Genomic DNA, 13,266 nt, shown 5'->3' on the forward strand with positions numbered 1-13,266 from the left:
CCTCCTTTCGTACGCTGTCGTCGTTTCGAACCCAACATGCGCCGCTCAGTGCTCCTCGATCAATCTCGCGTATGCGCCGTCGCGGACGACCAACTGCTCGTGGGTGCCGCGTTCGACGACTTTGCCACGCTGCATCACGATGATTTCGTCCGCATCGCGGATCGTGCTCAGGCGATGGGCCACGATCAGGCATGTGCACCCTCGCCTGCGAATGCTCGCATCCACCAGCGCCTCCGTCGTCGCATCCAGCGCGCTTGTCGCTTCGTCCAGCACGAGCACGGTCGGATTCCCGGCAAGCGCCCTGGCCATCTCCAGCCGCTGGCGCTGACCGCCGCTGAAATTGCCGCCGCCCTCTTCGATCCGGTGTTCGTAGCCGCCGCTGCGAACGCTGATCTCGTCATGTATCCGCGCATCCTTGGCCGCGCGCACGATGTCCGTCTCCGGAACGGTCGCGTCCCATAGGGACAGATTGTCTTTGATCGTCCCTTCGAAGAGGTGGATATCCTGATCCACGACCGCGACGGAATGGCCGATCATCGCGCGCGGAAGCCGCTTGCGCGCGCTTCCGTCGAAACGAATTTCGCCGGACCATGGCTCATAGATGCCTGCAACGAGCTTGGCGACCGTCGACTTGCCGCTGCCCGATCCGCCGACGAGCGCGACGCGCATGCCCGGCTTCAGCTGCAGGCTGAAGTTCTCGATCAACGAACCTTCCAGCCGGTTATAGCCGAACGTCACCCGGTCGAGCTCGACGAAGCCGGACAGCTTCGCGCTCGGCAGCAGGTCAAGTCCTTTCTCGCCGTCCGAAGGCGCATCCGTGATCTGCTCGTCCGCCTTATAGTTCAGCACGTCGTCCAGCCGGTTCAATCCGCCCTGCGCTTCCTGCAAGGAGCTCCCGAGCTGCACCATTTGATTGACCGGCGCGATGAAGCTGGCCATCAAGCTTTGAAAAGCAACGAGCATCCCGACGGTTAACGAACCGTCCATCACCTGCAGGCCCCCGACGGTTAGAATCGCCACCGTGCTTACGCCGGACAAGAGTCCCGGCACGGCCGTCAGCCACCCCGAAGATACGCCAAGCTCCTGCTGCGTGTGCAGCAGCTTGCTCTGATAACCGGACCATTTGGCGAAGAAATCCGATTCCGCGCCGCCCGATTTCAACGTTTCGATCAACTGCAAGCCGCCCATGGACACGCCCTGCAGCTTGCCCGATTCTTGCTGCAGCCGCATATTCTGATCCACCCGCCGCTTCGAGACGAAGCGCAGGAACAATACGTTCGCTGCCGCCACCGCCGCGGCGATCAGCGTCAGCGACAGGCTGTACTGCAGCATGAGCAGCGTATAGAAGACGATCATGATCGAATTCAGCGCCGCGACGGCCAAGTCCCCGGACAGCAGCTGCGCAACGCGGTCGTTAATCATGATCCGCGAGCCGATCTCCCCGCTGTACCGCTGCGAGAAAAATTCGATCGGCAGCTTCAGCACATGCCAGAAGAAACCGCCGGACGTGCTGAGCGAGAACTTCATCTCGAGCCGAAGCAGGTAGCGACGCTGCAGCCAGGTGAGCCAAGCCCGCACGACGGCGGTGACCGCCATCCCGAGCAGAAGCGGCATAAGCCAGTTATGCAGCCCGGCAAGCAGAATGTTATCGATGAAAATCTTCGTAAACGCCGGAACGACCAAGCCCGGCACGACGAGGAACAAGCCGGCCAGCACGACATAAGCAAGCGCGGACTCGGATCCTTTCAGCCGGCCCGCCAGCGCTGTCAGCATCCCGGTCCGCGCGCCTGCCGGCTCGTATAGCCCGGATGGCGCGAAGGTGAGCGCGACGCCGGTGAAGGCCATATCGAATTCCTCGTTCGACACGACTCTCGGGCCCGAAGCCGGGTCGTTCAGATAGACGCGGCCGTCCTTGAACCCTTCCAGGACGAGAAAGTGGTTAAAGTTCCAATGCACGATCATCGGCAACGGCATCGTGCGCAGCTGCTCGGGGTCTTTCTTGTAGCCTTTGGCCGTCAGGTTATAGTTCCGCGCCGCCTTCAGCAGATTGCTCGCTTTGCTCCCGTCCCGGGATACGCCGCACGCCACGCGCAGTTCCTCGAGCGGGATATGGCTTCCGTAATAGCCAAGAATGATGGCCAGTGCCGCCGCGCCGCACTCTACCGCTTCCATCTGCAGTACAGTCGGCGTCTTCACCCGTTTCGGGATGCGGGCGCCGTTCCCCGCGTCTGCCGTCGTCGCCACCTGCTCTTCAACTCCGTTTCCTGGTCACTTGATCTGTGGAATAATCGATGTGATCGGCTTCTGCGTCTTGATAATAATCGAGGCGGTCACCGGCGTGCCGCTGTCGATGCGGACCGGCGGCCCGTCGGTCGTGGACCACTTGTAGCCGCTGGCCGTGCCGGGATCAAGCAGCGGCGCGATGCGCACTTCCAGCAGCGCCGCCCCTCTCCCCGCCAGCTCGGCAACGAGCGCTTCGCTGCCGATGGTCGCCATCATGGCCTGCGCCGTCACCGGGTATTCGGACACCGTCGTCACCCGGCCTCTGATGAAGCCGTACTCCTCCCGGTTGACCGAGCTCGGATAAATATTGGCCGCCATGCCGGGAACGATCGTTTTGCCTTGCTGCACCGGGAGATACATGACCGCCTCCAGCGCGCCGGCTTGCTTCGCGCCCGATTCCACCGTAAGCAGCGGCATGCCCGAACCGATCGCGGAGCCTGCCTTCGAACGAACCTCCAGCACGCGTCCCGTGTAGGGGCTGACGATTCGGGATGCAGCCATATAGTTGGATTTCGCCGCGACAATCGCCGCCTGCACGGCGTCGATTTGCCCGGCTAGCGCCTTGTTCGGCTGCTGCCCGTATTCCCCCTGCGCCGCCTTCAGCGACTGATTGAGCTGCCCCAGCTTCTCCAGCAGCGCCGGCTGCTCGACCCGGGCAACCACGTCGCCCTTCGTCACCTCGTCGTTCTCCACGACCCGAATGTCGGTAATCGTGCCGCTCGCGCCGGCATAGATCGTCTGCAGGCCGCCCGGACGGATGAATACGCCCTGCGTCTCCATCTTCGTGCTGATCGTGCCGCCGATTCCCCACGCGATCGCCGACAGCAGCAGCAGTCCGAGCGCAGCCAAGGCCAGCCAGCCGCGCGGCGAAGTCACCCGCATGAGCGTATCCAGTTGTTCGGGCGAGGACAGCCGCTCGAGGGACACTTTGCGATACACGTCCTTGTTCATCCGCTTGCGCTCCTTTTAAGGTAGATAGTGAAACTTGCCGCCTTCAAGCCGTTTCAGAATGATCGGCATGCCGCTTACGTCCCCTTGCCCGTCGAACGAATGAAGGCCGGCAACGCCCTGCCACGACTTCGTTCCCTTCAGCGTTTCCGCGAGCTTGGACGGCTCGCGCGTCCCCGCTTTAGTCAGCGCGTAGGCTAGCAATTGCAGCGCGTCATAGCCTTGGGCGGCCATTTTGCCGGGCTCCGCGCCGTATCTATCCTTATAGCGCCGTACAAATTGCTGAACGGCATCCGCCTTATCGGTCGGATCGAAGATGGAGGCGACAACCGCTTGCTCCGCCGCTTCGCCCGCCGTTTCCGCCAACGCGGCCGAATCCAATCCGTCTCCGCCAAGAATCGGCGCTTCCACGCCTGCTTTCCTGAGATCGGAGATCAGCGCGGCCCCTTCGGGCATGGATTCCGCCACGAATACGGCATCGCAGCCGAGCAGCTTCCATTTGTCAGCCAGGCGCCGCAAATCGTTCAAATCCTTATAGTCCGACACCCGGTCGACGATTTGCGTTCCGTTCCTCTCGGCTTCATCCTCGAACGCGTTGGCAAGCCCGCGGCCGTACTCGTCGTTCGTATAGAAAATCGCCGCATGACGGTAGCCTTGCGCAAAGGCGAATTTCGCCATGGCGGAGCCGATTTGCTTATCGTTCGGAATCAGACGGATGACGCGCTCCATTCCGGAGGCCGTGAGCGCCGGAGCCGTCGAAGAAGGGGCGAGCAGCAGCAGGCCGGCATGATCGTAGTCTTGGGCCGCCGGGACGGTGACCGCCGAGCTGCGATGGCCGATGACTGCCGTCAGCTTCAAGTTGCCCGAGAACGACTGCGCGATCTCGAGTCCTTCCGTAACCGAGTTGTTATCGTCCTGCTCGATCAGCTGCAGCCGATGGCCAAGCACGCCATGTTCGTTAATCTCATCGAGCGCCAGCTGTAGTCCTTCGCGAAATCCGTCATTGCGGGAGGCGAATGGCCAGGCTACGCCGACGAGGATATCGCCGGTCTGCTTGCGCAGCGCTTGGTCCCGCTCCTGGCTCAAACTGCCTGCTCGGGAACAGGAAGCGAGGCACATCGTCATAAGCGCCGCTGCGGCGATGAACGCGATTGCTTTCCTTCTCATCCGTCCGTGTCTCCTTTTGATCGTCTCATGCTTGTTCCACTCTACGCGTCGAATGCGAAATTTGTCGTATACCTTAAGTTATATCTGTGCATTTTCCGCATAAAACGCCAAAAAACCCGAGAATATCGCCGCATTCGGCCATACTCCCGGGTCCATTGTCCTAACGATCTGCAGCTTTGCAAACTACCTAACACGTGTGGCTGCAACAAGGGAAATGGCTCCTCTTGCACTTGAATGAGTCATATAATTCCGGCGTTTTCGCACCTTAAGTTCGAGAGGGCATTTGCAGCGGAAGCAGTCAAAAAACAAAGCAAATCCCCTGCTACCATGTAGGTAACACCGTTTTTTAAATGGATTTGTCATGCTTTAGTAGACCAGAATGCGTACGGAAATTTTCGATTTTCCTGCGCCAGGCATAGATGCGCGCGATTTGTTTGGCCGTTAAATCTGTTCGGTTCGTCAAGACGCGAATGGCAGGCCATTTCTTACGCGTACCCAAAAAACGGTATTCAACCAAACGCAAGTGGGTCTTACAGCCGCTTTTCGCATCGACGACTTCGACTGTCGCATCCCGTTTGATCTCCCCGCTGCACTTACGTTCGCGGATGGTGCGAAACTTATTGTTGAAGCGGATGCGCGACGAAGCGAATGTCGTTCTCGTTCCAAGCGATGTACCGACCGTAATTCACATAGCCGCGGTCAAACACATAGGTGAAATCCGAAGGCTCCACCAGCACAGCTAGCACTTCGTCGTCGTTGTCAGAGACGACGGCCGTCGACAGCACCGTCCGCAAGGGATATGACGTTGTCTCATTGACCAATCCTAAGCTCAGGTGGAGCTTGATGGCGTGAAAATCCTTTGAAACATAGGCCCATTCGGCACGTTTGCTACCGAGGGTAACCATGGAAGAATCGACAGCGGCTAGTCGTCCAAGCGATCGAAGGCTCACATCGCAGTACATCGTAGCAAGCTTTTTGGCGGCTTGATGACAAAGCTCCTGCAACGATTCCGTCGGCAGTCGCTCGAGTTTGCGATGCAAACTGGAGGCGCGGATGGAGGACAGTCCCAACCAACGTTGCATCCACGGTGAACTTTCTAAGTGATCGGCCATTTCCTGCAAGGGACAACCGCGTAAAATGGCTTCCAGAAAAAGAAGCGAGGTGTTCCCAAACGTCAACTTCTTCGCGTAACGATCCGAAGGGGAACTCTCTTTATTTGTAAAGTTCTCCACTGCCCGTGGTAGGTTCTTTGCAAAGCTACTGGCCTGCGGGAGGTAAAGCTGTCCGAATGACAACTTTATCGGCATTTTTGCTAATCTGCAGCGGATAAAGCTGCCCGAATGGCAACATTATCTGTATTTTTGCCAGTCTGCAGCGGATAAAGCTGCTCGAATGGCAACTTTATCGACACTTTTGCCGGTCTGCGGCGGATAAAGCTGCCCGAATGGCAACTTTATCGACACTTTTGCCGGTCTGCGGCGGGTAAAGCTACCCGAATGACAACTTTATCGACATTTTTGCCGGTCTGCGGCGGGTAAAGCTGCTCGAATGGCAACTTTATCGACACTTTTGCCGGTCTGCGGCGGGTAAAGCTGACTGAATGGCAGCTTTCCCATTTAGCCACGACTTCTTTGCTATTCTGCAGCAGGTGTGTGAGGTTCTTTGCAAGTCTACTGCCTAACGATTTCGTTTATTTTCCGTCATCCAGCAGCTTCAGCTTCCTGCCTTCGATGACGGCTTTGGCGCGGCGGTTGACGTTCATTTTGCTGAAAATACGATTGGTATGCAGCTTCACCGTGCCGACGGCGATGTGAAGCTGCTGGGCGATCTCCTGGTTGGACAGCCCCAGCGAGATGAGCTGCAGCACCTCCAATTCCCGGTTCGTGAGCGGATCCATCGGCAGCGCCGCGGGCGCATCGGACGGGGGCGGCAGCGCAGCGACTTCAGCTGGCGCGACGTCGACCGGAGCGAACGCATTCGGATCGGCGCCCACTGGCGCGGCGTCACGTTCCCCGGCTTCGCCCGGCACGTAGCGGCTTGGCTCGGCATGACTCGGCATGGCGTCTGTAGGCGAATTGTCGCAGGACAAGGCTGCTGTCGTCCGGCCAACCTCCAGCGGAAAGAGCTTGAGCAGGAACACCGCTTGCGTCGCCAGCATACGCAGCATGTCAAGCTTGCCGGCGGCAAACGCGCCCGGCTTCGCGTTATTCTCCAGATAGAGCACGGCGGCAAGCTCGTTCTGGACATAAAGCGGCATACACAGCATGGAGCGGACTTGGCAGCTCATCACGTACGGATCGCGCGCGAACCGCCCGCTTGCGGACGCATTGTCGAGCAGCAGCGGCTCGCCCGTGTTCGCCGTATACCGGATTGCCGATACGCATACCTCGTCGTACCGCTCCAGCGGCAATCGCTTCCGGTCGGTCACGCCCTGCTCGCCGATGGCCAGTTCGACTACGAGCCGTTTGGCCTGCTCGAACACGATGCAGCCTTTCTGCGCGCCGGCCTGCTCCAAGACCGTCCGTGCCAAACGGTCGATCAATATCCGCTGATCCGCCTCGGCCGCCATCGCTTGAAAGGCTTGCTGCACGACATTGAACTCCAGCGCGCCCGGCAAGGCAAGGGGCTCCGAAGCCGCCGCGTCGGCGGACAAGGCGCTGCCTTCAACGGCTGCCGCCGTCTCCCGTGCGCCCAGCTCCTGGTAATGCGCCGCATACCGTTCGCGAATGCTGTCGGCTTTGCGCGAGGCTCCCCACTCCCGGTAGAGCGTCAGCGCTTCGATCAAATACCCTTTCGCGATCGTTTCCCGCGCCTGCGACAAATAATGGTTCACGGCGCATTCGCAGCCGATCGCCGCATGATGCGCATACCCGCTCCGTTTCGCCTCCCGGATCGCCTCGTCGTACAAGCGGCCCGCCTCTTCGCGCTTGCCGCGAACCCGGGCATATTCCGCTTGCAGCAGCAGCGACTTGTGCCGGACATGCGCTGCGTTCTTGCGCGCCGAACGGCGAAGCCGCTTCAACAATGACGCTGCCAATCGTTTGTCGTCAGGCTGGAGCGAATCCCACCTGGATACAAGCTCCAATCCATGGAACAGCTCGAATTCGGAGCGCTGCACGTAATGCGTCGCATCCTGTGAACGGCTGCCGGCCATAGCGATACCTTGCTGCGCCAATCCGTGACGGCCGAGCAGGAAACCTTCCTGAAGCAGGCATAAGCCATGCAGGAACAACAGGTTCGATTCCATGCCGGAACGGCCGATTTGACGAAGCAGCTCGCTGTCCTCCGCGCCTGCTACGGCCCCTGCCTCTTCCTCCGTTCCGCTCATCGCCTGCGTCCATCGTTCGATCATCGTCAGGCAGGGAAGCAAATATTGATTATGCGTATCGAGCAGCAGCTTCCGATATTCCGGGAGGACCTTCCGCAGCCGGACGAGCTTTCCCGTCAAATGAAGATTGACGAGCATGATAATGACCGTCTGGCCGACAAAAAACAGATCTCCGGCCTCCAAACCGTAGTCGATCGATTTCTGCAAACTCGCGCCGAAGTCCCGATAGTCGTCTTCCATGACGAAGAACATGACGCCCATCGTTAAGTAGGCTCTGCACAGAATGGAAGGCTGATTGTACGCGAGCGCAATTCGCATCCCATGCGTCAGCGAGGCATGCGCGAGCTTGCGGTCGCCGAACGCCTGGTTGATCGACCCCGCGAAGCTGCCGAACACCGCCGCGGCTTGGGGAAAGTTGCCGTACTTCAACGAGAGCCTGACGCATTTGTACGTCAGCGTCCGGAACAGCGGCCTGTCGCACATAAATGCCGAGCCCGACAGCTGCGTCAGCACCTGCAGCGCGAGCGTGACGACGGGATCCGTCACGGACGGCTGCCCCTCGAAACGGCCGACTTTGCGGCGCAGCCGCTCCCTTGTGAACAGCGCTTCGGCCAGCTGCCTCCATTTGCCCGATTTCGCCGGCACGCGGAAGCCCAGGTCGCGCAAGCTGCGCATGCCGAGCGCGATCCCTTCCGCCATCCTGTCCGTATGCAGCATGCTCATCACGACGATGAGCTGTACGCGCATGCTGTCGTACGCATTGCGGGAACGACGGAGCAGCGACGCGGTGAATGCATCGGCGGAGGACTGCCAGCCGTTCATGTATTCGCATTCCAGCAGATCGACCATCAAGTCGAAGCAGAACCCGTAATCGCGCTCCCAATGCTCCTCTCCGATACTTGCCGCGGCCGCGCGGAAGTAGACGAGAGCCGCTTCGAATGCGGTAGCCGACTTCGCTTTCCGCCCTGCGCCGGCATTCGCGCGCACGAGACGATCGGCGTCCTCCGGCCGCATCGCGAACCGGTTGCCTTTATTGAGATGTCCTGCCGCATCGTATAGATGCCGCTCGCGCTTCGCCGGATCGGGATGATCCAGCCAATAATTGCCGGCATACCAATGCACCCGTCCGCTTGCTTCGGCATCGAGCATCGCGTTGGCCGCTTCCTGCAGCCGGTCGTGCACGAACCGGAGGCGTACCGCTTCGCGCGGGAGCTCGCCATTCACCGTTGCTTCGTCCATGCAAGCGATAATTTGCCGATCGATTGCCGGACGCAGCAGCGCGAGCGTCCGTCCCGCCGATTCGCTGCGCCAGGAGGCCAGCTGCCCGAGCTCGAATTCGCTCCCCAAGCAGGAGGCTTCCAGCAGCGCCAGACGCGTATCGCCAGGAAGCCGGTCGATGCTGTCCATCATATAGTCGAAGAGCAGGTCGGCATGCTCCGGATCGCCGCTCGGATCATTTTCGCCCCAATTCCATATCCAGCCCTGTCCGTCGTCGTACCGAAGCGTCTCTTCTTCCAGGCTCCGGCGCAGCCAGCGCCGGAACAGGAACGGGTTGCCCTGCGATTTCAGAAACAGCGCGTGGGCGATATCGTCGGCGATTTCCCGATTCACGCCCAGCGTGTCCTTCACGATATGGGTCAACTCGGGGAGCGCGAGCGGCTCCAGCCGAAGCGGCTGTACGGATACGCCGGATGACGCGATCGCCTCCAATTCGTCCGCGATTCGGCTCACGCCGGCTTGGTCATAGTCGCGATAAGCGCCGATCAGCAGCAAGCTCTGGCTTAATGGGTCTGTCATGATGGCGCGGATCATCCGCCACGAAGCCTCGTCCGCCCATTGCAAGTCGTCCATGAACAGCACAAGCGGATGCTTCTGGCGACAGAACACTTGGATGAAGCGGCGCAGCGCGAACTGGAACCGTTCCATCGCTTCTTCCAGCGGCAATTGCTCGACGGACGCGGGCTGCCCGACGATCCGCTCCATCTCGGGAATGACCTCCGTAATGACGGCGGCGTTCGCGCCCAGCGCCTGTACGATATCGTTGCGCCACCGATCCAGACTTGGCTTGTCTTCGCTCAGCAGCTGCTCGGTCAGCTCCCGGAATGCGGCGATGAGCGGAGACATCGGCTTATCCTGCTGCAAGGGCTCGAATTTGCCGGCAATGACGTACGCTTGCCCGAACGCGATCTTGCGCGTCGCTTCTTGAACGAGCGCGGTCTTGCCGATGCCGGACGGCCCCGACACGCAGATCATCTGCGTCGACCCGAGCGTCGCCCAATGATACGCTTCGGCGATCAGCGCCGCTTCGCGCTCCCGTCCGTACAGCCGTTCAGACAGTCTGGCGCCGTATCCATTCGTACGCGGCGACAATCGTTCTTCTACTAACAACGGGGAACCACCTGCCTGTATAATGTGTAGACCATTATAGCATTATCGGTTCTTATCCATGTTAATTCCAGGCAAAAAAATAAACCCTTTCGAACGAAAAATGAACAGATGTCAGGTATCCGTTCATTATTGAACGATTCTCGCCTTTTTAACGATTGAAGATGTTTTGGAACAAAATATAATTATGAACATGAGTTCATTATATTATGGCGAGGTGTTCAGTTACTTAGATGAGTATGCAGACTAAGCGTTATTCTATCTTATTTGCCTTGATGTTATCGGCCTTCTCTGCTCTGGGGCCGTTTACGGTCGATATGTACCTGTCGTCGCTTCCGCGAATGGCCGCTGATTTCGGTACGAATGCGTCCACGATCCAGATGAGCCTGACAGCCGGCCTGCTGGGATTAGGCGTCGGTCAGCTTGTGACAGGACCTATAAGCGATGTTTACGGCAGACGGAGGCCTTTGATCATCTCCATGCTGCTCTATTTGCTGGCTTCCTTGGCTTGCGCATTTTCGCCCGGCGTCGGGATATTTATTGCCCTGCGTTTCATTCAAGGATTTGTCGCCTCCGCCGGGCTTGTCATCTCCCGCGCCATCGTTCGCGACCGTTACAGCGGCGTCGAGATGGTCCGATTCATGGCATTGTTGACCATTATCAGCAATATCGCGCCCTTGGTTTCACCTACCGCCGGCAGCCTGGTGACCACGTTTACTTCATGGATCGGCGTATTTGTCTTTTTGGGATTGCTGGGGCTTTTCTTAAGCGGCATGACCATGTGGGGAATCAAAGAAAGCTTGCCTGTCGAGCGGCGTGTCCCGGGCAGCTTGGCGGAAGTGCTGAGAAACTATGGCGCTTTGCTTCGGAATCGGAGCTTTATGGGCTTTGCGCTTGTCAACGGCATTTTGTTCGCGGGCGTGTTCGCTTACGTTGCAGGTACACCGTTTATATATCAGAACATGTACGGCATATCCCCGCTGTTTTCAGTTCTGTTTGCCTTGAATGGTCTCGGTATCATCTTGGGATCGCAATTCGTCAAACGGCTCGCCGGACGGATGGATGAACGGCGGATTTTCCGGATCGGGCTGCTGTTGGCTTTTGTAGCTGCCGCCGTGATCCTCATCGAGGTTTTGGCTCATGGGCCATTCTTTGCTTTGTTCCTTGCCATCTTCTTGTTTGCGGCATCGATCGGCATCGTCGGCCCGATTTCCTTTACGTTGGCGATGGAATCGCAAGGACATATCGCAGGGAGCGCTGCCGCGATATTAGGCTCGCTGCAATTTGCACTGGGGGCTGTTGCTTCTCCACTCGTCGGGCTTGCGGGAGAAAACGCCGCTTGGCCTTTCGGAGTCACGATTTTCATGACGAGCATGCTTGCCTCCGTCGCCTATGTCATCTTGGTGAAAAGACCGGCTCCGGCTGCGCAATTTAATTAGCTTTCATTCGTTAGCTCCCTTCGCTTTGCGCTTCGGCCGCTAACCGGATCCTTCTTTCAAAAAATGAATACCTATAAAAACGGCAGCATCAAACTCTTCGCAGAGCTTGATGCTGCCGTAATTCGTTATTCGTAATTCGTTATTCGTAATTCGTTATTCGTAATTCGTTGTTCGTTATTCGTTATTCATCGTGCCGATGTCGATTACAAACCGATACCGAACATCCGAAGCCAGCACCCGCTCCCAGGCTTCATCGATCTGCGAAGCGGCAATCACCTCGATTTCAGGCGCAATGGAGCGTTCGGCGCAAAAATCCAGCATTTCCTGTGTTTCGCGGATTCCGCCGATCGCGGACCCCGCAAAGGACCGGCGATAAGGGATAAGCGAAAACACCTGAACGGGCAGCGGCTCCGAAGGCGCGCCAACATTGACTAAAGTACCGTCCAGCGCCAGCAATGCCAGGTAAGCGTTGATATCAATTTTCGCGCTTACCGTATTGATGATGAGGTCGAATGAATGAGCCAGTTTCGTAAACGTCTCCGCATCGTTCGTAGCATAGTAATGGTCCGCGCCAAGACGCAAACCGTCTTCTTGTTTATTCAAGGTTTGCGATAAAACCGTCACCTCCGCCCCCATCGCATGGGCAAGCTTCACGGCCATATGCCCAAGTCCGCCGAATCCGATAACGGCCACTTTTTTGTCAGGCGCAGCCCCCCAATGGCGCAGCGGCGAGTATGTCGTGATACCGGCGCATAGCAGCGGCGCGGCAGCATCCAGCGCAAGGCCGTCAGGAATTTTCACCACGAAATCCTCGTTGACAACGATATGGGTGGAATAACCGCCCTGCGTATATTGGCCATATCTGTCGATGGCTGCATAGGTTCCGGTATTCCCATCGAGGCAGTACTGTTCTTCTCCATGCCGACAGGGCTCGCACTCGCGGCAAGAGTCGACCATGCAGCCAACGCCAACCCGATCGCCAACCGCATATTTTGTAACGTCCGAACCTGCTTCGGCGACGATTCCCGCAATTTCGTGTCCCGGCACGAGGGGATAATCGATCGGTCCCCAATCGCCTCGAGCCGTATGAATATCGGAATGACAAATGCCTGCGTACTTAATTTCAATAAGGACATCATGCGGCTGCAGATCTCTGCGCTCGATGGCGGTCAGCTTGAATGATCCCTCCGGACTAAAAACGGCACGTGCTTGAGCAGCTATCATTGCGTTACCTCCAGTAAGTTGTCGGATATAATAAGAATTATAGTTGTACAAGGTTAACATGCACATAGTTAATAGTATCGCTTCTGTTGAGATATCAACAGAAGGACTTAAGATGTTCATTAACGTCGCGAATCCCAACTATGCAAAAAGCTCTTGAACCGTCCCAAGGACGAATTCAAGAGCTGTTCAATGTTAAGATGGTGCGGTCGAGAGGACTCGAACCTCCACGGCTGTTACACCACTAGAACCTGAATCTAGCGCGTCTGCCAATTCCGCCACGACCGCATCTGGCAGATGTCGCTTCAACGATGAAATCGAAGCGGCAAGAAATAATATAGCATGCCGAAGAATGGAAAGTCAACGAAAAATTAATATTCGGTCCATCGCCATTCCGGTCATAACATTCCAGGCGATTCCTCTGATGTTGCGCCGCGAACAAGAAAGCCGCATGTGCCAGTAGTACCCTCTGGCGCACGCGGCCTTCTTCATTGC

General features: G+C 57.9%; 7 protein-coding genes and 1 tRNA gene. 1 reads left to right on the forward strand and 7 read right to left on the reverse strand.

Annotation, left to right across the window (positions count from 1 at the left end; translation table 11 throughout):
• Positions 1 to 45: 45 nt before the first annotated feature.
• The 5 genes from GXP70_RS19590 to GXP70_RS19610 all read right to left on the reverse strand — a co-directional run bounded on the left by GXP70_RS19590 (position 46) and on the right by GXP70_RS19610 (position 10,114).
• A complete protein-coding gene (locus GXP70_RS19590; protein WP_225442483.1) occupies positions 46 to 2,244 on the reverse strand; it encodes an NHLP family bacteriocin export ABC transporter peptidase/permease/ATPase subunit in 2,199 nt (732 codons plus the stop codon).
• A gap of 24 nt (positions 2,245 to 2,268) precedes the next feature.
• Positions 2,269 to 3,234, reverse strand: coding sequence for an NHLP bacteriocin system secretion protein (locus GXP70_RS19595; protein WP_162358398.1), 966 nt, complete (start codon positions 3,232 to 3,234; stop codon positions 2,269 to 2,271).
• Between the two features lie 15 nt (positions 3,235 to 3,249).
• On the reverse strand, positions 3,250 to 4,398 hold the full coding sequence (locus GXP70_RS19600) for an ABC transporter substrate-binding protein (protein WP_162358399.1): 1,149 nt from the start codon (positions 4,396 to 4,398) through the stop codon (positions 3,250 to 3,252).
• A 617-nt stretch (positions 4,399 to 5,015) separates the two neighbouring features.
• Positions 5,016 to 5,705: a transposase gene (locus GXP70_RS19605; protein ID WP_162358400.1), complete on the reverse strand. Its 690-nt coding sequence runs from the start codon at positions 5,703 to 5,705 to the stop codon at positions 5,016 to 5,018.
• Positions 5,706 to 6,088: 383 nt separating this feature from the next.
• The gene (locus GXP70_RS19610; protein ID WP_162358401.1) at positions 6,089 to 10,114 is read right to left on the reverse strand and encodes an AAA family ATPase; all 4,026 of its coding nucleotides are present in this window, start codon (positions 10,112 to 10,114) and stop codon (positions 6,089 to 6,091) included.
• A 236-nt stretch (positions 10,115 to 10,350) separates the two neighbouring features.
• Here GXP70_RS19610 and GXP70_RS19615 point away from each other — a divergent pair, with 236 nt between their 5' ends.
• Positions 10,351 to 11,550 carry a multidrug effflux MFS transporter gene (locus GXP70_RS19615; protein WP_162360564.1) on the forward strand — a complete coding sequence of 400 codons (1,200 nt, stop codon included), beginning with the start codon at positions 10,351 to 10,353 and terminating at the stop codon, positions 11,548 to 11,550.
• Between the two features lie 174 nt (positions 11,551 to 11,724).
• Here GXP70_RS19615 and GXP70_RS19620 read toward each other — a convergent pair whose 3' ends face one another.
• Positions 11,725 to 12,774: an NAD(P)-dependent alcohol dehydrogenase gene (locus GXP70_RS19620; protein WP_162358402.1), complete on the reverse strand. Its 1,050-nt coding sequence runs from the start codon at positions 12,772 to 12,774 to the stop codon at positions 11,725 to 11,727.
• Between the two features lie 198 nt (positions 12,775 to 12,972).
• Positions 12,973 to 13,059: transfer RNA gene (locus tag GXP70_RS19625), tRNA-Leu, on the reverse strand.
• Positions 13,060 to 13,266: the final 207 nt, after the last annotated feature.

This window comes from Paenibacillus lycopersici, assembly GCF_010119935.1.
Taxonomy (GTDB): domain Bacteria; phylum Bacillota; class Bacilli; order Paenibacillales; family Paenibacillaceae; genus Paenibacillus_Z; species Paenibacillus_Z lycopersici.